Source organism: Bacillus sp. V2I10, assembly GCF_030817055.1.
Classification (GTDB): Bacteria; Bacillota; Bacilli; order Bacillales; family Bacillaceae; genus Bacillus_P.
In genome coordinates, this window is record NZ_JAUSYV010000001.1 from 3300449 (window position 1) to 3319475 (window position 19027).

16 protein-coding genes and 2 pseudogenes are annotated in these 19027 nt (G+C 35.7%); 2 read left to right on the top strand and 16 right to left on the bottom strand.

All coding sequences use genetic code 11. The features are described 5' to 3' along the window. Positions 1 to 186: 186 nt before the first annotated feature. Positions 187 to 1617: an IS4 family transposase gene (locus tag QFZ72_RS16680; RefSeq protein ID WP_307435311.1), complete on the bottom strand. Its 1431-nt coding sequence runs from the start codon at positions 1615 to 1617 to the stop codon at positions 187 to 189. A 254-nt stretch (positions 1618 to 1871) separates the two neighbouring features. On the opposite strand from QFZ72_RS16680, the pseudogene QFZ72_RS16685 reads away from it, so the two are divergent. Beyond that, positions 1872 to 1964: pseudogene (locus QFZ72_RS16685) on the top strand (ComEC/Rec2 family competence protein); the annotation flags it as partial. 189 nt (positions 1965 to 2153) lie between these two features. Here QFZ72_RS16685 and QFZ72_RS16690 read toward each other — a convergent pair. The 4 genes from QFZ72_RS16690 to QFZ72_RS16705 form a co-directional block, all read right to left on the bottom strand. Further along, complete coding sequence (locus QFZ72_RS16690; protein ID WP_307435313.1) at positions 2154 to 4076, bottom strand: PTS fructose transporter subunit IIABC; 1923 nt, start codon at positions 4074 to 4076, stop codon at positions 2154 to 2156. A 15-nt stretch (positions 4077 to 4091) separates the two neighbouring features. Continuing rightward, positions 4092 to 4970 (bottom strand): ketose-bisphosphate aldolase, encoded by an 879-nt coding sequence (locus QFZ72_RS16695; RefSeq protein ID WP_307435316.1) that lies wholly within the window; start codon positions 4968 to 4970, stop codon positions 4092 to 4094. Between the two features lie 17 nt (positions 4971 to 4987). After that, the gene (locus QFZ72_RS16700; protein ID WP_307435318.1) at positions 4988 to 6853 is read right to left on the bottom strand and encodes a BglG family transcription antiterminator; all 1866 of its coding nucleotides are present in this window, start codon (positions 6851 to 6853) and stop codon (positions 4988 to 4990) included. Between the two features lie 326 nt (positions 6854 to 7179). After that, positions 7180 to 8031 (bottom strand): helix-turn-helix transcriptional regulator, encoded by an 852-nt coding sequence (locus QFZ72_RS16705; RefSeq protein ID WP_307435321.1) that lies wholly within the window; start codon positions 8029 to 8031, stop codon positions 7180 to 7182. Positions 8032 to 8153: 122 nt separating this feature from the next. Here QFZ72_RS16705 and fabF point away from each other — a divergent pair, with 122 nt between their 5' ends. Continuing rightward, on the top strand, positions 8154 to 9389 hold the full coding sequence (fabF, locus tag QFZ72_RS16710; protein WP_307435324.1) for a beta-ketoacyl-ACP synthase II: 1236 nt from the start codon (positions 8154 to 8156) through the stop codon (positions 9387 to 9389). Positions 9390 to 9482: 93 nt separating this feature from the next. Here the strand turns inward: fabF and QFZ72_RS16715 are convergent, their stop codons facing one another. The 11 genes and pseudogenes from QFZ72_RS16715 to phnC all read right to left on the bottom strand — a co-directional run bounded on the left by QFZ72_RS16715 (position 9483) and on the right by phnC (position 19004). Further along, positions 9483 to 9797 (bottom strand): MazG nucleotide pyrophosphohydrolase domain-containing protein, encoded by a 315-nt coding sequence (locus tag QFZ72_RS16715; RefSeq protein ID WP_307439826.1) that lies wholly within the window; start codon positions 9795 to 9797, stop codon positions 9483 to 9485. Between the two features lie 79 nt (positions 9798 to 9876). After that, positions 9877 to 10068 carry a hypothetical protein gene (locus QFZ72_RS16720; protein WP_307435326.1) on the bottom strand — a complete coding sequence of 64 codons (192 nt, stop codon included), beginning with the start codon at positions 10066 to 10068 and terminating at the stop codon, positions 9877 to 9879. Positions 10069 to 10287: 219 nt separating this feature from the next. Further along, positions 10288 to 10479: a hypothetical protein gene (locus QFZ72_RS16725; protein ID WP_307435330.1), complete on the bottom strand. Its 192-nt coding sequence runs from the start codon at positions 10477 to 10479 to the stop codon at positions 10288 to 10290. 107 nt (positions 10480 to 10586) lie between these two features. After that, complete coding sequence (locus QFZ72_RS16730; protein ID WP_307435332.1) at positions 10587 to 10865, bottom strand: hypothetical protein; 279 nt, start codon at positions 10863 to 10865, stop codon at positions 10587 to 10589. Positions 10866 to 10979: 114 nt separating this feature from the next. Beyond that, positions 10980 to 11156: a hypothetical protein gene (locus tag QFZ72_RS16735; RefSeq protein ID WP_307435335.1), complete on the bottom strand. Its 177-nt coding sequence runs from the start codon at positions 11154 to 11156 to the stop codon at positions 10980 to 10982. Positions 11157 to 11418: 262 nt separating this feature from the next. Further along, a complete protein-coding gene (locus QFZ72_RS16740) occupies positions 11419 to 11829 on the bottom strand; it encodes an SRPBCC domain-containing protein (protein ID WP_307435338.1) in 411 nt (136 codons plus the stop codon). Between the two features lie 620 nt (positions 11830 to 12449). Beyond that, positions 12450 to 14123 (bottom strand): alkaline phosphatase, encoded by a 1674-nt coding sequence (locus QFZ72_RS16745; protein ID WP_307435342.1) that lies wholly within the window; start codon positions 14121 to 14123, stop codon positions 12450 to 12452. A gap of 238 nt (positions 14124 to 14361) precedes the next feature. Further along, a pseudogene (locus QFZ72_RS16750) lies at positions 14362 to 15064 on the bottom strand (SDR family NAD(P)-dependent oxidoreductase). Positions 15065 to 15484: 420 nt separating this feature from the next. Beyond that, complete coding sequence (locus QFZ72_RS16755; RefSeq protein WP_307435345.1) at positions 15485 to 17065, bottom strand: PhoX family protein; 1581 nt, start codon at positions 17063 to 17065, stop codon at positions 15485 to 15487. Between the two features lie 275 nt (positions 17066 to 17340). After that, entirely contained in the window at positions 17341 to 18141 is an 801-nt protein-coding gene (locus QFZ72_RS16760; protein ID WP_307435347.1) for a tyrosine-protein phosphatase, read from the bottom strand. A gap of 80 nt (positions 18142 to 18221) precedes the next feature. Beyond that, positions 18222 to 19004: a phosphonate ABC transporter ATP-binding protein gene (gene phnC / locus QFZ72_RS16765; protein WP_307435350.1), complete on the bottom strand. Its 783-nt coding sequence runs from the start codon at positions 19002 to 19004 to the stop codon at positions 18222 to 18224. Between the last annotated feature and the right edge of the window lie 23 nt (positions 19005 to 19027).

Genomic DNA, 19027 nt, shown 5'->3' on the forward strand with positions numbered 1-19027 from the left:
GTGAAAACCGGTTATTTTTTTACTCAGTTTTCCTTAGCGTTGTAAATTCGCGTTTTGCTGGTGGTACCCCATGCCCATCAAGCTAACAAAGTAAATTACTAGATACGAAATGATCCTTGTTTCAAAACTAGCGAGTGATGGAAAAGTAGGCATGCCAAAGAAGCCCATTAAAACGCGATTTTTTCGCTAGGCAGCTTGTCTATGCTTCACCGTCGTTTCATACACAACCCCTAGAATATCAAAGACGGTCATCTTCTTATACCGATGACATTTACGACCGTTCTTTTTTAGCAGCTGATAAAGGCGATGCAGAATTTTCAAAAGTTCTTCTGTGCCAACTGCTATCGCTTGAAACAGTAACGGAAAGTAATCTTTAATCATATAAATCGCTTTGTATTCACTCAGCTCCTGCTTTTTCTTTTCAAGCAGAAGCTGTCGCATTTGAAACATCGTAGAAGAACAGAGGAGAATGCCAATGAGTTGTCCATATAAATGGCACTCTAGGCGTTCTCTTTTAATATTTTTACATTCATCAATTTCAAAGAATGACTTCCACGTTTTAAACAAAATCTCAATCTGCCAACGAAGTGAATACAATGAATGGACGTAATTCGTCAGTACTTCTTCTAGCGACGTGTTCGTGATATATACATTCATGCCCATTAAACGTTTACTTTTATCCTTCATGACAATGCCTTTCTTCTTTTCACGTATCGCTTGGTTTTTCAGGCGTGTTTGCGTTTGATCATCTGTTAAACGATGGATAATGACACGTGCTGGAAGCTTCTGATTTTGGCCAATGTATGCCTCGGGGATTTCGATCGTTTCACCAGGGGTTAGACCAGACATCATTTGTGTCATATCAAGCTGGATGTATTCTGTTTGCTTTTTTAACGTGCCATTGTTGAAGTATTCTGGCTCAGGGTTCTTGATATAAATGCGTGTATTCAGCTTCAACCGCGAGATATAGTAAGCCTCTTTATCATGAATCGCTTGTAAGTCTCCTAAATCGAAGTAACCAAGATCACGCAAACACAAATCGCCCGCCTCTACGGTTTCAAGGCAGATGGTACCGTATGTTTTATCATTATTCTTTCCTGGTCCAAGCTGCACGTTAAGAAATTGACCACTAAGTAAATCATATTCCAATTGGATTTTCACGCCTGCCGTATTACTACTCCCACCTGAACCTTGATAGTCAGTGGCGAAATGATCAGGCAGTTGAAACACTGTCGCATCTAAAATACGGATACGATTGAAAGTAGAGATCATGTGTGCAGAAAGCGATTGATTTGAACAGAGTTTTTGTGTGAGAAGAGAAGTAAAGACTTCTCGAAGAAATGCGACAGCTGCTGGATTAAAGCGTTGATTCAGTCCTTCTGAGCTCATCAGTACCCCAGTGGAAGCTTCTAACTGACTGCACAATTGTGTAAGTGATGTGCTAGCGATTTCTTGACTAAGCCATACGCAAAGGGCAATGAGTTCGTTTGCTTGATACTTACTAGATCGCTGTACAAAGCCAACTTGTTTGGCGATATCTTGTAGGACTACTGGAGATAAAAAGTATTGTAGTTCTTGTGCGAAAAGATTCAGTTCATTTGAAATGATAGGATTCATTAAAAACGCCATCCTTTCTCGTAAACTTCTTACGATAAGCATAGCGTTTTTTCATTTTGAGGGTATGATTTTAACTTCGCTTGATGGGTATGGGGTAGCGTCAGGATTTTGACATTTTACAACGTTAAGGTAAAAACTCTTGTATCAATAGGGTTTACCCTATTGAGACTTTTTGTTTTGATACCGGGGTACCGCCAACTGTAAGTATGAACCCATATGGAATGCGGACTCATGCAGCAACAAACAAACTAACCGTCCATAACATTAATATTGGCCAAGGTGGTGCTGATGCTATCTATATCAAGACACCTAAGGGAGAAAATATTTTGATTGATGCTGGAAATAAATCAGATGCGTATCACATCGAGGGAGTAGTTGCGGCTGTGATAATACTCTCTAGTCAGACTATTATCCCTCATTGTATAACAAAATAAGGTAGAATCCCTTGGGAATTTTCAAGGGATCTACCTTTAGTTTTGTGCAGGGACTTTTCAGTAGCCCCGTACTGTACCGATGTCATTTTTCACTCGTATAAATTATACTGCTTTAATTGCTACTGTTATATTTCCTGACTTCTCACTAGTATTACCTTGTGTTCTGTAAACAGGTTTTTTTAATACTCCAATTATACAAGCTGTAATAATTGAACCAATTAAAATACATGCAATGTATAGCAATGGACTGCTTGCAGCAATAGGAATTACAAAGATTCCACCATGAGGAGCCTGTAAAGAAATTCCTAATGCCATACAAATCCCTCCACCAATTGCTGAACCAACAATATTTGCTGGAATTATTCTTAATGGATCACTTGCAGCAAACGGAATTGCTGCTTCAGTAATAAAAGATGCCCCCATAATATAAGCTGCTTTTCCTGCGTTTCGTTCTTCAAGTGAGAATTTATTTTTAAATAGTGTTGTTGCTAATGCAATCCCTAATGGAGGGACCATCCCTCCAACCATTAGTGCAGCAGATGGTTCGTAAATATGATTTGCAAACATCGCTAAGCCAAATGCTGATGCTGTTTTATTGATAGGGCCGCCCATATCAGATGCCATCATTCCTGCCAAAAGCGCTCCTAATAAAATTGCATTCGAACCAGTTAAACCATTTAACCAACCTTGTAACGACTCATTAATCCACGCCATCGGACTATTAATTACAAAGTGCATAATAAAGGCTGTTACAAACGTACCTATTAAAGGAAGTATAAGTACCGGTGAAAGACTTTGTAATGAATCTGGAATGCCTTTTAATAATTTTTTCAATCCTAAGATTGTATAACCAGCAATAAAACCTGCAATCATACCTCCTAAAAATCCTGAACCACCAAGGGTTGCCATCATACCACCAATCATACCTGGTGCTAAACCTGGACGATCCGCAATACTATACGCAATATATCCTGCTAGTACTGGAACCATTAGTGCGAAGGCTGCGCTACCACCTGCTGTACCTAGAAAAGCAGCGAATGCATTATATTCTGAGCTAGTCGGGTCAGAAGCATGAATACCAAACATAAAGGAGATTGCGATTAATATACCGCCAGCGACAACAAATGGAATCATAAAAGATACCCCATTCATTATATGGCTGTATATTTTAGGTTGTTTTAATCGTGTTTTTTCTTTTGCTTCCTTTAACTTGTTGTTCCCCTGATTTAAAACCGTACCTTTTCCAGAAATAGCATCTTCAATTAAATCCTTTGCATGATGTATCCCATTTTTAACAGACGTTTTAATAACCTTACGATCACCAAAGACATCCATGTCCACTTTAACATCTGCAGCAACAATTATGCCATCTGCTTCATCAATATCTTCTTGAGTTAATCTGTTCTGTATACCCGTCGATCCATTGGTTTGAACTTTTATTTGAACGCCAAGCTCCTCAGCAGCATTTTTTAATGCTTCTGCAGCCATAAATGTATGTGCTATTCCAGTAGGGCATCCAGTAACTCCGACCAATTTCTTACCAAAATACTTCTTATCATTCGTATCTACCTGTCCCATTTTTTCTTCAGCATTTGCAAATAGCTGGACAACTTCATGACTATCTTTGGCAAGAATAAGCTTAGCTCTAAAGGTTTCATCCATTAGAAAAGTGGAGATTTTAGATAAAGTCTTTAAGTGCTCAGTTGAAGAATCTTTGCCGGCTGCTATCATGAAAAATAAATTACATTTTTCTGAACTATACTTAATTCCACTTAAAGATCTTCCCATAATAATAGCAGGCGATTTAACTCCATCAGATTTTGCATGTGGAATAGCAATACCAAACCCTACTTCTGTTGGAACCTGATCTTCACGAGCCCAAATATCCTGTTTAAATTGTTTAAGATCATGTAAATAGCCGTTTTTATTTAATTTTTCTGCAAGCTCATTAATTAAGTCCTCTTTCGTTTCAGCAACTAGATCTAATATTATGTTTTCTGGCCTTAAGACACTAGAAGTCTTCATATATGATCCCTCCTCTTAAATTTCTCCTAATTTATAGAGTGATGCTTTTCCAGTTGAACCAAATAGATCCATTTTTTTCTTTACTAATTCAATAGCTGCCTTCGTTGCTTCAGGCATTAATAGATCTGGTTCATATGCATTTGGATTTTCATCCAGCGTAGCTCTTAATTGGTTATAAAACGCTCTCTTCATATCTGTTGATAAATTAATTTTGGCAATACCATGTTTCACAGCTTCTCTTATTTCTTCATCTGGGTTGTCTGATCCACCGTGAAGAACTAAAGGAATGTTTACTTTTTCATGAATCTTCATTAATCGATCAATTTTAATAGAGTGATCTTTCGTTTTTGGATATAAGCCATGTGAAGTTCCAACAGCAACAGCAAGGGTATCAATTCCTGTTTTTTCAACGAAAATAGCTGCTTCATCAGGATTCGTATATAAAATCTCATCTGCTCCGCCTTCTGAACTACCCTCATTACTTCCAATAGTACCCAGTTCACCTTCTACAGACACACCTACCATATGAGCAAGTTCTACTGCTTTTTTTGTTAATGCCATATTTTCTTCAAATGGTAAATGTGACGCATCCATCATCACAGACGTATAGCCATTTCTAATAGATCGAGTAATATCTTCGATTGTTGCCCCGTGATCTAAATGAATCACAAAAGGAACTTTAGACTTTGACGCCGCCTCTCGTACATATGCCACAAATTCATCTGTCACTAAATTAATTTCATTCGGGTGAATTTGAAGTATAGCTGGAGATTTTTGCTCCTCTGCAGCACTTACTACAACTTTGACAAATTCGCTATTGGCTACATTAAATGACCCGACTGCAAATTTATTCTCATAAGCTACTTGAAGTAAATCTTTCATATTAACTAACATTTCTATTCCTCCTAATATTATTTGGAAGACCAAACTTCCAAAAACTCATCATAATTGGTTACATTTAATAATTTTTCTGTCATATTTGTTTGCTTAAACACATCATGAATCTCTTCAAAAAACTTTGTATTATTCACCTTTTGATTTTTTGGAGGGATAAATAGAAAGATAATCTGAGCCATTTTATCTCCCCACAAAATTTTTTGTTTATTTATTGCCACTAACACTCGTAATTTTTTGTTATTTCCACAATCAAATGGATGCGGCATCGCCACTAAATTTCCAATATTAGTACTCGACATCTTTTCTCTTTCATTAATGCTTGTATACAGATGTTGAATATCGCCAAACTTCGTAAGGGTTTTCAATAAATCTTTTTGATTCTCTTCATCTAAGAAACAAAGATCATTCGGAGATAAATAGTATTTCAGTAAGCCACGATTTATTTGAATATAAATAGTCTTCATATCTTCATTTGTGATCATTTCACTAACACGAATACAATTTTTCACATTTAGGTGCTGCTCCTCAAGGATTTCACTAGTAGTTACTATAGTTTCTATCCCTTCAGGAAGTGAATGGATTTCATGATTTGCAAATAAACCATCAATTTTAATATTTGGGAAGTATAAATTTATTTTTCTTTCTAATAGCTTACCTACTAACGGATTTTTCCCATAAATAATTGCAATTCTTTTCCTTGTTTCTTGGGAATTTTCGATAATATTCATAATATGAAGTGTCAAGTAACCGATTTCATTTTCTGGTATCTTTATATTTAAGCAAAATTGTAATTCTTTCGCTAAAACCACTGCAATATTATAAGCATTCATATATTCCGACTTTATTTGAGAAATAAATGGATTCTCTACAGGAAAGTAATATTTTAATGGATATAATGACTTTGTAATATGTTCCAATAGGAGATTAAATAACTTTTCATTCTTTCGACTTGAAAAACCATATCGAGCCCCAACTTTTTTTATAACCGATTTTACTTTTTCCTCTATTTCATCTGAGTGTTCATGTTCAATTACTTCATTTTTCTTCGGTAATATTTGTAAAACGATTAACAAGTAGCATAAATACTGATATTCATATTCGTCAAACTGTACATTCATTTCCTTAGCTAAACGAGTAAGGATTAACTTTGCTATTTTTAATTCTTCAAAGCAAGTATTATCTAACCTCATGTCTTTTTCAGCAATTTTTTGATCAAGGCCTACTCGTTTTAAACTAATAATTATGTTCACACATATTGAGAATAGTTCTTGAGAGCTTAGTAATAAATTATACTTAGTAACTTCTTCTTCAATACAAGAATATACTAATTGAATTGAGGACTGACTAAACCAATCACCAAAATAGTATTGCAGCGCTTCATCAAGCGACATTCTCTTTAAACAATTTGTTGTTACTAATTTTTTTAGTAATAGACGTTTTTCTACTTCACTTCCATTAAGCCTTATCCCTTGGAAAATAATTGCTTCAACCTCAATGTTCCGTTTTTCGGCTTGGATTATTTGAAATAATTTTTGTACGTCTTTCCTAATTGTTTGAGTAGAAAAATAAAGTTTTTTTGCCAATTCATCATAAGTTATAAAATCAGTTTCAGATAAAAGTGTTTTTATTATGTGAAAAGCTCGTTCTTCGTAATCATCTTCATTTTGATGAATATTTGATAAATCCCCAACTAATTTATATCCTTTTTGAGTATTACCAGTAATTATTACTTTATCTAAATAATTTTCATTTATTTCCCTAATGTCATTTCTAATTGTTCTTGTCGTTACATTAAATAGATTAGCAAGTTCGCTTCCACTTACAAAGTCATTCTCAGATTGTTCTAAATGCTCTAATATCTTAATGTAACGTTTTTTCATTAGGATTTCCTCCTCACATTTATTTTAATGTAAGCGCTTCACCTTTACCAAGCATATACATTTTCCTAATAGTTAGGAAGTTTTTTAATATTAGGATGAACGTGAATAATAGATTTGAGTCGTTTCTGGTGCGATTTCGTCTGAAATCTCTCGACACATAAAAAAACACCAGCCTTTCCATGATATTACAGAAAGAATAGCGTTTTTTTCGTTTTTGCGGTAATGATTTGCCTTAGCTTGATGGGCATGTGGTGGTACCCCCTATAAGGAATAATGACTTCGTTCAGTAATCAGTTTCATTTCGCTAGTGTAATGAAATTACTTTATTAATTTTCAATGGAAACCCTCTTCATTAATCGCTTTAATTTATTTTCTGTATCTGTTTCCTCTACTGGTGTATAGATACTGCACCGTAAATCCATATCACCTTGAACTTGAAGAGAAGTTAAATTAAACAACATTTTGCCTGCTTTAGCATGTCTGAATTCAATTATCATTTCTGGAGCCTTACTCACTTGACTTTCTTGCCATAATTCCTGGAATTCTGAATGTGCATGACTCATTTCTTTAATAAATTGGCTGTACCATTCATCGCCTAAATAGTGTCCATAATAAGCACGGAAAATAGAAAGAAAACCCTTCGCAAAATGTTCCCAATTGACGGCTAATGCTTTTAATTCTTTTCTAGTGAACACTAAACGAATCAAATTTCTTTGATCATTCGGTATTTGTTCAAAATCTAAAAAAACATGAGCAGCTGCAGGATTCCAGCCCACAATATGGCAATGTCGATCCGTAATGATAGTCGGACAATATGTTAATTCAGCTAGTATTCGCTTTAAAGAAGGGCTAATCTCTGATTGATCCTTATTTAGATTTGTAATTTCCGATTTTGCTTCTAATGCCAGGTCATATAAGTAGTCTGTTTCATCATTATTTAATTGCAAAGCTGCAGAAATACAATCAAGTACGATTGAAGAAACTTTTATATCTCTTCCTTGCTCTAGCCATGTATACCAAGTGGTACTTACACCTGCTAATTGTGCAACCTCTTCTCTTCGTAACCCAGGTGTCCTTCTCCGGGTTCCGGCAGGCAAACCAATAGACTCTGGCTTAATTTGGGCACGCTTAGCTTTTAAGAATGTCGACAAAGCTTCAAGCCTAGTTTTATCATTCATTTTTAAAACTCCTCATCATATCAATTTAACCTAGTAGTAATTATACCAGGATAAACAATCCCTTGTAATAGGATAAAAGGTCTGTAAAATACAAGTATATTATTGATTTGGAGGAATGAAAAGTGGAAAGAGTTGTGATTACCGGTATGGGAGTAGTTTCTCCTATAGGAAACAACATCAAAACATTTTGGAACAATCTGATTAACGGGGAATCTGGTATATCCACTATTGATACATTTGATGTTACTAATCATAAGACAAAAATTGCAGGTATCGTCCAAGATTTTGATGCAGATGAAGTTTTAGGAAAGAAAGAAGCAGGACGTTTAGATCGTTTTTCTCAATTTGCTTTGGCTGCAGCTGAACAAGCATGGGCAGATTCTAAGTTAGACCTCGATCGTATAGATGTAGAAAGGTTAGGCGTATACGTAGGTTCAGGTATAGGAGGAATTGAAACTTTGATTGAAAATATTGATGCGCTTAGGCAGAAGGGGCCAAGAAGAGTCAGCCCGACCCTAGTCCCTGCCATGATTTCTAATGCTGCTGCAGCACAAATTAGTATCAAGTGGAACGCGATGGGACCTTCTATGTCGCCTGTTTCTGCTTGTGCAATTGGAAATACAGCTATCGGAGAAGCCTTTAGACTAATTCGTTCTGGAGAAGTTGACGTTTTGTTTGCGGGTGGAACAGAGGCAGCTATAACAGACTTATCAATAGCAAGCTTTGGTAATGCTACAGCATTATCAACAAGAAACGATGATCCCACTAAAGCTAGTCGTCCATTTGATGAAAATCGAGATGGATTTGTCATGTCAGAAGGAGCTGGAATTCTAATCTTAGAATCTTTATCTCATGCTTTACGTAGAGAGGCAAAGATTTATGCAGAAGTCATTGGATATGGTGCAAGTTCAGACGCACACCATATCGTAGCTACACATCCGGAAGGTAAAGGTGCCTATCTTGCAATGAGATCAGCTTTAAAAAATTCCAATATATCGCCTGAAGAAATTGATGTTATTAGTGCCCATGCAACAAGTACAAAAGTGGGTGACATCTCTGAAACGATGGCAATTAAGCAGCTGTTTGGAAAACAAGCTTATCAGATTCCAGTAACAGCTAATAAATCTATGCTTGGTCATATGTTAGGGGCAGCTGGTGGAGTTGAAGCAATTGCTTTAGCAATGAGCTTAAAGGAAGGGATAGTTCCTCCAACAATTAACTTAGAAAATCCTGATCCATTATGTGATCTAGATTATGTACCATCTGTTGCTCGCCAAGTGAAAATAAATACGGGTCTATCTAACTCATTTGGTTTCGGAGGTCACAATGCAGCTATTGTTTTAAAGAAATACGAGTGAATAATCTTACTCTCGTCAATCTGATCGTTTCCTCTAGAAACGGTTAGATTTATTCAATTAAATGGCCCGATTGTTGAATAAAGGCTTTTTAGCCTAATCATTAGAATAACGTTCTGACAGTTTCTTTTTATGTGAGTGAAACACTTCTTCTAAAGGGATATTGTACTTGTTTGCAATCACAATTAAATTACCTAATACATCTCCTAATTCTTCAGTTAACTCTTGTATATTTTCCTCATAAGATCCCTTAACTTCATCAGGCCTATCCCTACCAATTTCAAGGGCTCTTATAGCTCGTGCAACTTCGCCCGTTTCTTCTGCTAAAAAGCCAATACGAATAAAAATGTCTAACTCAGACCAGCCCTTGCCTTCATGCTCATCACATCCACCACCAATAAGTTTTAGTATACTGTATGCGGTAATGGTTGTTCTTTGTTAATTCTAAAAGCCTGTTTTAGACAAAAAAAAAGAACCAACTGAGGGTGCTTTAGCTTGTTACTTTTTGTCTAGACTTCCAATACATGTATTTTGCGAACACTTCCTCTCCAGTAGTGTTATACTTGACTCCAATCCTCTGCATTTCTTCAGTCATTAGAGGTAAAGCCTTATCAAATGGCATGCTACCTAAATTTTCGATACACTCATGAAATTCTTTTATTATCAGTTCCGTTTTTCTCATTTATCCATCTCCACCTTTTGTCAATACATTACGACATCAAGTGACTTATTTCCTTTATTTTCTATAATTTAGTCATTTTCCAAACAATCACATTTCTAAGCCATTCAATTTCATTATTTCTTTCACCAATACAGAATGATCAAATTGTCGCTCCTCTAAATATAAAAGCACCCTCGAAAGGATGCATTAAATACGATCAAATGCAGTTGCGTTAATACTTTAAATTTCTTCAGAAAGAATTGAGTTGTAATATAAAACATTATTTAAGTTAATTCTGACATCTTCTAACTTTAACCAATTTGAATGAATTTCGTTATTTTCTTCTTCAAACTTTTTAAATTCATCAATGCTTAAATCATATTTTTTAATACTTCCATCTACAAAATTAAATGTAATTATGATCCTATCCATAATGCATCCCTCCCTTCACCCATATATTCCATATGACTTACTCGGAGTAATAAGTTAGAGTGTCTTTAATAGTTCAAGATAACATCAACAATTAAATTAAGGTGAAATTAATAAGGAAATGGATAAATAATAATTTCGAATTTATTGATTCTGTATACTATAAAATCACCTTTAAATGAATCCACCATTTCCTCTGACTTAATAAAGTCTACTTCTTTAATTAAATACCCATTTCTTTCAAAATTTTCAAATAGGCTTAATAACTCTGCTGATTCAATTACAATTGCTTTGTCAACTTTCTCAATATATCCGTATCCATTATAATGAGTTCCATTCATTTTAATACTATTAAACTCTTTAATATCAATTCCTCCTTCCCTTATCAATTAATATTCAACAAGTAAGCAAGAAACCCTATTAGAAAATTATTATTATGTAAAATTATGGGTATTTTTATTTTATTGCATACGAAAAAGACCCCACTGGTTAGTGTGAGGGTCTTATTTTTTAAATGAATCAACTGTTTTAAATATAAAGTATTCGTCTTCACTTTTTTCAACAGTATACTGGGTTTTAGGGTTTGTAGCTTTTTCTTTTAAATACCTCTCATTTAGCGTTTCTAGAGGAAATGGATAATGATTATTCTTTGACTTTTTAAATTTAAATTTAGCAGCCATAAATCAATATCTCCTTTCCATTTAGATTTTACATCATAATGAGCTTTTCTATGGCTTTGAATGCAACTTCTTTAGTAGTATATTCTCCAGAGTTCCATTTAGTTACTCTTGTTTGTTTACCATCTGCATTTCTAATTTTTATTCCTTCTGTAGTCCAATTATTTTTATCATGATGCTTAGAAAGAACAATTTTTAATGTAAAAGACGAATCCTCATCAATTTTAACTAATTCCGAATGTTCGTTCGTAATATTATTATAAGATCAATCTAAATTTTCGTCAATTAAACTAATGTCATTAATCATGTCAAGCAGAGTTTCATATCTATCTTGAGGACTAATTGATAAAGCTTTTCTTATGACATTCCTTAGCTTAACCGGAATATGGGGTAAAAATGATCGCTCGGGTTTAACGACCTCGACAAAGACGTTGGTGTTGGGATAATCAAAGCCATCAGGACCGTGCATGATAAACTGCCATGTACCGCCCGGTTTCATATCAAACTTCTGAAAAGTCGTCGTAAAACCTCGAGGTCCCCACCACTTCGACAGGTGCTCCTCTTTCGTCCAAGCATCAAACACAAGATCGCGTGGAGCATCAAATACGCGGGTGATCACAATCTCGCGTTCACTTACTTGCGTTGCGATTTTGTTTGTTGCGTTGTTTTGGTTCATGTCCATCCCTCCAAAATGACTTTGACTTTGACTTGTTGAAACCTATATCACTATGATTACAAGCCCTTGAATTTAAATATGAAAATATTTATATAATAATTCACTTACAATTATTTCAAACATTCTTTCTAGGAACAACCCCTTATTCCATAATCTGGCCCGATAGCGGAAGAAGGAATAATTTCAAAACCTCCATAATCCTGCCCTTAACTTTAATAAGAAGAGACGACACTTTGTTAAGCAATCGGCCTCGATTGTTGAGTAAAGGACACGATCCACTATTTGTGAATTGCGCCCGATACTTGAATAATCAACAATACTTCTATTAGCTGATATGTTGAATAAGAAAAACACAATTCTTTGTCTTATTTTACATAATCATTCTTACAGGAACTTAAAAAATGCTAAAGAGCCCTTGATGAAAAAGGACTCTTTTTGTGTTAATAAAAGTGTATATATCATTGAAAGGAATAGATCAAATTTACATTTTAACGCATTAGTGCTTTGTTATATTATGATCAATTACTCCATGGTATCTCTGTGTAGTCCTCCTTATAAAAGGGTAGCCATAGCTATAAAAAGAGCTGATCTTTTGGATCAGCTCTTTGTTTCCTTTAGTTTTAGCGAGAATGCTTCGTGAATAGACGAACTGCTTTTTCAGGTACATAGAATTTGCCGTTACTTTCTACGACGACGCTTCCTAATTCATAATCTTTTCCGTCGATACGAATAATATTTTTATTAACAAACAATTGAGCTGTCGCTTTATTGCGTTTTACTACAAGCACCGGGTTTGCTGCATCTGTCTTGTCTATTGTAACGTCTGCCCCAATTTTCTTGAAGGCAGGTCCAGCGTCTGCAAATAATTCATTAGTTAACGCCTTTAAATCAAAGCCCATTGCTTGGCCCATTGTCTTCGCAATGTCCGTATTTTGGACTAAACCGTACGGTTTTTGCGGACCGTAAGAGTATAAGAATACATCTTCACCGGTATGACCACCTGTTGTAAAGCCGAGGTTTGCACGATTGGCTAATAATTTAACCAAGATTGGACCTACATCCGTTTTCTTCTGTGCGGCTTTTAACTTTTCTTTTTCATCAGCTGTTAAGTTGTCTAAGCCGTAAAGTGCCGCTACCTCTTCTAAATTAGATAAATCATTATTTAGTTTGCTTGTAGCACCTTCAAGTGTCATTTTTGCTTTTTTCAAAGGATCAATGTAAGCTGATACCGGTGTTGTATCATATCCTTTTGTGGTATTACTGTTACCGATGGAAATACCGCTGTTGCCATGGTCAGCTACAGCAATTACCATAGTGTTCCCATCTTTTTTAGCAAACTCTAGTGCTTCTGCAACCGCGGCATCAAAAGCTAATACATCACTGATTATCCCGATTGGGTCGTTTGAATGTGCCGCCCAGTCCGGCTTACTTCCCTCTACAAATAAGAAGAAACCGTCTTTATCTTTTGATAGAGTTTGAATCGATTTGTCTGTCATCTGAGCGAGCGTCGGCTGTTCAGGATTGGTTACTTCACGATCCATATCATATGCAAGAGCAGCATTGGAAAAAGAGCCCCAGATTTTATCGGATTTAGAGTTTAATAAAGTATCCTTTGTTTCAACAAAATCGTACCCTTTGTCTTGAATAACTTTCACTAAATCTTCGTTGTCTTTACGGATTCCGTTGCTTGCCGCAGGCTGAAGCGCTCCCTTTCCTCCACCCAATACAACTTCCATATTTTGATAGACTTGTTGTTCACCAAGCACTTCAAAATTATTACGGTTAGCGTGGTGGGCCGAGAAACCAGCCGGTGTTGCATGCTGAATTTCAGATGTAGCAATTATTCCTGTCGCGCGTCCTGAACGTTCCGCACCTTCTAAGACGTTGGCAACCGGACGAAACTTGTCTTCTTCTTTGATTGGTTCTACGCCAGGTGAATTCACAACAGAAGGTAATACGCCAACGTAACCGGAGTTAGATTTATTTCCTGTCGCTAAAGCTGTTCCTGCCGGCGCTGAATCGGTAATAGCTGATTCTGCCGAATAAGTGCGAACTCCGCCTGATACAATTTGATCTAGGGCAAGAGGTGCACCTTTATACCATCGAGCTAATGTTGTAGATGTAGAGCTTGTCCCATCCATGACCATCATGATCACATTTTTAGGTTGTTGTCCTGCTGTTTTCGGTTCGGCTTTTGCCTCTTTGCTGTTCATCATGCTTCCTACACCTAATGAACCTAGTGTTACCGTTCCTGCTAATGTTAATCCCATTATCTTTTTACGAAGATTAGCCATTATTTCCCCTCCATACGTTTTTTGACATCAACTAATCTATCATTCCTATGTAAAAAAGGTTTTAATTTTTTATAAATTTTTTGTAAAAAATAAAAAGAACGCCTTCTTGCTTAAGAAGCGCGTCAGATTGTGGAATAAGAAAAGCATTTTTTTCTGCCTTTTTAACATAAGTACAGTTATCGGAGTTATCCCTTTATTATAAAATCTGGATATGGAATGAAAATAATATATACACCTTTCAGCTTATTTCTGTCACTAAGGGTTCAAAGAACTTACCGGATATATCTTGTTTAGAATTTATAAGCCAAGAATATATGCCAGTAGCTGCATCTCCCGGACTCATATCTGCATCGTAAGCTCCCATGGATGTTTGTAACTTTCCTGGATGAATAGCTGTAACTGAAATAGGAATATCCTCCAATTCTTGATCTAAACACAGCGTTAGCATATTTTGTGCTGCTTTTGCAATCCGATAAGAATATGAAAACTTTCCTTTTGCAAATTCACCACTGGTCATCTTAGATAATGAACCTAGTCGAGATGATAGATTAATAATACGAGGATTTGAAGATTTACGTAAATACGTTAAAGTTCCTTGTACAGTCCTAACTACTCCTAAACAATGGACATTAAATAAATCCATTAACTCTTGTGTACTTACTTTCTCTATTTCGTATGTTTTTCCTGGTATACCGGCATTGTTAATAACAGTGTCAATATAATTTGTGTGAGAGCTAATTTGAGAAGTTAGTTCTGCAATACTCTCATCTTTACTTATATCTGAGAATATGGGGTGACATCTGTCAGTGAACATTTCATTTAGGAAAACTAGGGATTCTCTCCTTTTTACAACAGGAAACACTGTATGACCCTTTTCATGAAATACCTCGCACTAATTCTAAACCTAAACCTCGATTTCCACCTGTAATCAACACATTCAATACAATTCTCCTCGTGAAGATTTTACATTAAAAATTAACCAAACTTTATTTTAACCCCGTTTTAAAACTAGAACGGGGTTATGCGTGTTTGAGGTTTTAAAAATAAATGACTTTACTGTCACTTTACAATACGTTTTCTATAACAATTCAAAAATGTTTAATAGTAATTCGTTCAACCATCTTCTTCAACTCGTTAGTGCAGCAAGAAATAAAGTAAGGGACGTACATATTAGATATGTCTAATATGTACGTCCCTTTATTTTCATACATTTACCTTATTCAACCTAAATATAATTCAAACATTGGACTGAATAATAAAAAGCTGAAGTTAGTCTTCAGCATTTCTTTGTTTGTTCTGAGGTTTTTTCTTTTTCAGAGACTTACTCTATATACCCTACATCTGTTTATTATTTTCGTTTTTTACTGCTTTGAAATCGCAACAACAGATGGTCTTGGAATATCTCCGTATGGCCATCGACTTGTCGGGTTATTGACATCTTTACTCTCTTCTCCAGGATGCTGAACTGACATGAATAATGTTTCCCCCCCTGGAGCCAGCCATGTTCCTGTTAGCTCCGCCTGTACGGGTGCAGAAGCAAATTGTATCGCTTTACCTCGATTAGGTCCTTCTGTCGGAATCATGAACAACCCGTTGTTTTTGAATGGGCTGTAAGCCCCTTGATTCGTCTTATCAGAAGAGATATCCGTGCATACCCATAAATTTCCTGACTGATCAAACATCAAGTTATCTGGACAGGCAAAGCCACTTTGCGGTCCCCCTGATACAAAAATTTCATAAACGAAAGAGGTACTTTCATGATTATTGTCTCCTTCTACGAGGCGATAAATCTGACCATAATAATTTCCGTGCTTTAAATTGTTTGTAAAAGCAATAAATACTGATCCGTCCCGTGGATGAATCTCTATATCCTCTGGCCTATCTAGAGGAGTACCGCCTGCTAGTTTTGCTGCTTCACGAGTATTTACTAACAGTTCCCCTTGTGTTTTATAGTTGTCCTTTAATTTAGGAGTTTTATTAAGATCAAGTGGAATCCACTTATTTGAACCCATATCTGCAACATATAGAGTTCCGTTTTCAAGAAGATGACCATTTTGTTTTCCTAATTCGGGCTTATACACCCCATCACTTACAAATTTGTAAACACACTGATCGTTCGCATCATCGCCAGTGTAAACGACCAAACGTCCTGTTTTTCCAAGTGTCATAACCGCATTCTCATGTGCAAATCGACCAAGCATTGTATGTTTTTTTGGTATAGAGGTTGGATCATTAGGATCAACTTCAACCACCCATCCATAATGAGTAGGGTTTAAAGGTGGAACTTCAGGACTTTCCGACCAATCTTCTACTATCCCCTCATAATTCTCTTCACCTGAAAAAACTGTATTCCAAAGTGTCTTTCCACCTGAACAATTCGCAAAAGTCCCGATTACTTTGGTAACTCCACCTACTGCAGCATCCCCTTTGGCTGGTCCTGTTAAATTGATAGGTGTATTGCCTGTAATTCGTCTATTATATTTAGAACCTTTGACAATACTCCAATTACCCGCAGCACCTTTTCGGATATGGATTACAGATCCACCTAGGTTATATTTTTCAATGGCTATTTGTTTTGCTGTCCGTTTAGTTCCCGGTTCTTCCTTATAACCAGTGACGAAAATACTCATATGACCGATATATTCATGATTGACCCATAACAAACCTTCATTCGGATTATTGCCAAAATAACATGTGAAATCATTGTTATACCCAAACTTTTCTCCATTCCCTAAATCTTCACCCCAAGTGGCTACAATATCGTATTTGTACCCTTTTGGAAGAATCAACTCGTCCTTAGTTGAAGGACGGATTGGACGAAACTGTGAGAAATATGTTCCGTAAGGTTGCCTTAATGGTTGGGGTTGAGGCACGTTGAAATAATATTGACGATAATACTGACCACTGGGCTGTTGGTAATAAGGATCATACCACTTTGACAAAGGAAAACCACCTCTTTCAACATACCTGGACTTGTACTCCTTTGAATGTATATGAACAAAAGAACTGTTTATTACCTTTAAGATAAAATTCCCTTCTTCAACTAACTACCTAGTTAGCTACAAAAACAAAAAAAGCGATCCTTCTTATTGGGGTCCCGGTAGCAAAACACGGAAAACATACGCTAAGCAAAATTCGACATAAAAAAAGCCGATTTTCCTACTCTAAGGAAAGTTCGGCTTTTTTATTATCTGGACAATCGTCCCCACTTAAGTTACTATTCTAGACAATTACTTTTAAGCTGTTCTCTTTTATCAAATGTAAGATTATATTCTTCAAGTAAATAACGGTCCAAACCCCCATAAATCTGTTCAATTTTTTTAAAAACAGCTTCTAAATATTCTTCTTTCGCTGTCATCATTCCTTCAAATTTTTTATTATCTTCAGCTGATAAAAAATTTGAAACCTTCATCTTGATTCCTTCATTGAAATCTTTTAATGTTTCGTTAGTTATTAAATAATCTTCCAAAACCGTTTCTTTCGGTACACCTAATGTTAGTAAAATTAAAGCTGCTCCAACTCCTGTACGATCTTTTCCAGCTGCACAATGGTGCACTAATCCTAAATGATCTGCATTTTGTATAATGTCCATTAGTCTTTTATATGAAGCATTATTAATCGCCATCTTAGAATAGAAATCAGTAAGCATATTCCCATTCATTTGCTTAAAAAATTCACTTTTTACTAGTTCTTCTATTGAGAGGACAGGCGCAAGTTGTTCTGCCTCGATTGCTGGAATTCTTTCATTTAGTACATTTGCAATAATAGGATCTGGATTTAATTTAGCCTCATTTTCATCACGATAATCAAAAATGTATTTAATCCCAAGTGTTTTAAAAAGCTCTAAATCTTTCTCAGTTATGCCAGTTAGCTCAGCGGAGCGATAAAACAATCCACGCTTTACTCTTCTACCATCAGTTGTCTTATAGCCTCCCATGTCACGGAAATTTCGGATACCCTCAAAAGGTATGACTCGGTTTGATGATTCACTATTCGCACTTCTATTTTCAACTATCATTATTATCCCTCCACTGATAAATTCACTCATCTTGTATACAAGATGAGTACAAGTTAATCTAAAAAAATTTATAATCCTTCTTAATTGGCCTTACTTGCCACTTGATACATTTCGTGCTCTTTACCTTCATATAAATATTGAATCATCTCATCTGTTAACTCACTCGTTTTTCCATCGAAAACTACTTTTCCAGCTTTAATTGCAACAATTCTTGTCGCGTATTTTTTTGCAACATCCACCTGGTGAAGATTCACTAAACAAGCAATTCCTTGTTGAGTACAGTTTTGATAGATAGCATCCATTACAATCGAAGAAGATTTCGGATCTAATGAAGCAATCGGTTCATCAGCAAGAATTAGTTCAGGCTTCTGGGCTAAAGCTCGACAAACTCCTACTCTTTGTTTTTGACCACCAGATAGTTCATCAGCACGTTTATATATTTCTTTTTCTAGACCTACCTTCTTAAGTAGACCAATAGCTTCAATTTTATTCTCTTCACTATATTTATTAAAAACTCCTGCAAGTGAACCCATATACCCTAATCTGCCATGTAAAACATTCTCTAATACACTTAATCTATATACAAGATTATAATGTTGAAAAATCATACCCATATTTGCCCTGATTTTACGAAGATCTTTTTTTGAAGCTGAGTCTACTCTTTGTCCTAAAAATTCTATACTTCCTTTTGAAGGAGTGATAAGGCGATTGATGCAGCGTAGAAGTGTTGATTTCCCTGCACCACTTGGACCAATAACAGCAATAAATTCTCCCTGTTTCACTTCTAAGTTTATCCCGTTCAAAGCAATCGTTTCTCCATTATATTGTTTTACTAAATTATTAACTTTCAGAATGGTTTTCAATCTTTTTTCCTCCCATAAAATTC

Bases quoted from the DNA above. Each gene is read 5' to 3' on its own strand.
- QFZ72_RS16695 (WP_307435316.1), bottom strand. From the start codon at position 4,970: ATGTTAGTTAATATGAAAGATTTACTTCAAGTAGCTTATGAGAATAAA.
- QFZ72_RS16725 (WP_307435330.1), bottom strand. From the start codon at position 10,479: ATGGATAGGATCATAATTACATTTAATTTTGTAGATGGAAGTATTAAA.
- QFZ72_RS16735 (WP_307435335.1), bottom strand. From the start codon at position 11,156: ATGGCTGCTAAATTTAAATTTAAAAAGTCAAAGAATAATCATTATCCA.
- QFZ72_RS16690 (WP_307435313.1), bottom strand. From the start codon at position 4,076: ATGAAGACTTCTAGTGTCTTAAGGCCAGAAAACATAATATTAGATCTA.
- QFZ72_RS16700 (WP_307435318.1), bottom strand. From the start codon at position 6,853: ATGAAAAAACGTTACATTAAGATATTAGAGCATTTAGAACAATCTGAG.
- QFZ72_RS16745 (WP_307435342.1), bottom strand. From the start codon at position 14,123: ATGGCTAATCTTCGTAAAAAGATAATGGGATTAACATTAGCAGGAACG.
- QFZ72_RS16760 (WP_307435347.1), bottom strand. From the start codon at position 18,141: ATGATAGTTGAAAATAGAAGTGCGAATAGTGAATCATCAAACCGAGTC.
- QFZ72_RS16680 (WP_307435311.1), bottom strand. From the start codon at position 1,617: ATGAATCCTATCATTTCAAATGAACTGAATCTTTTCGCACAAGAACTA.
- QFZ72_RS16705 (WP_307435321.1), bottom strand. From the start codon at position 8,031: ATGAATGATAAAACTAGGCTTGAAGCTTTGTCGACATTCTTAAAAGCT.
- QFZ72_RS16720 (WP_307435326.1), bottom strand. From the start codon at position 10,068: ATGAGAAAAACGGAACTGATAATAAAAGAATTTCATGAGTGTATCGAA.
- QFZ72_RS16740 (WP_307435338.1), bottom strand. From the start codon at position 11,829: ATGAACCAAAACAACGCAACAAACAAAATCGCAACGCAAGTAAGTGAA.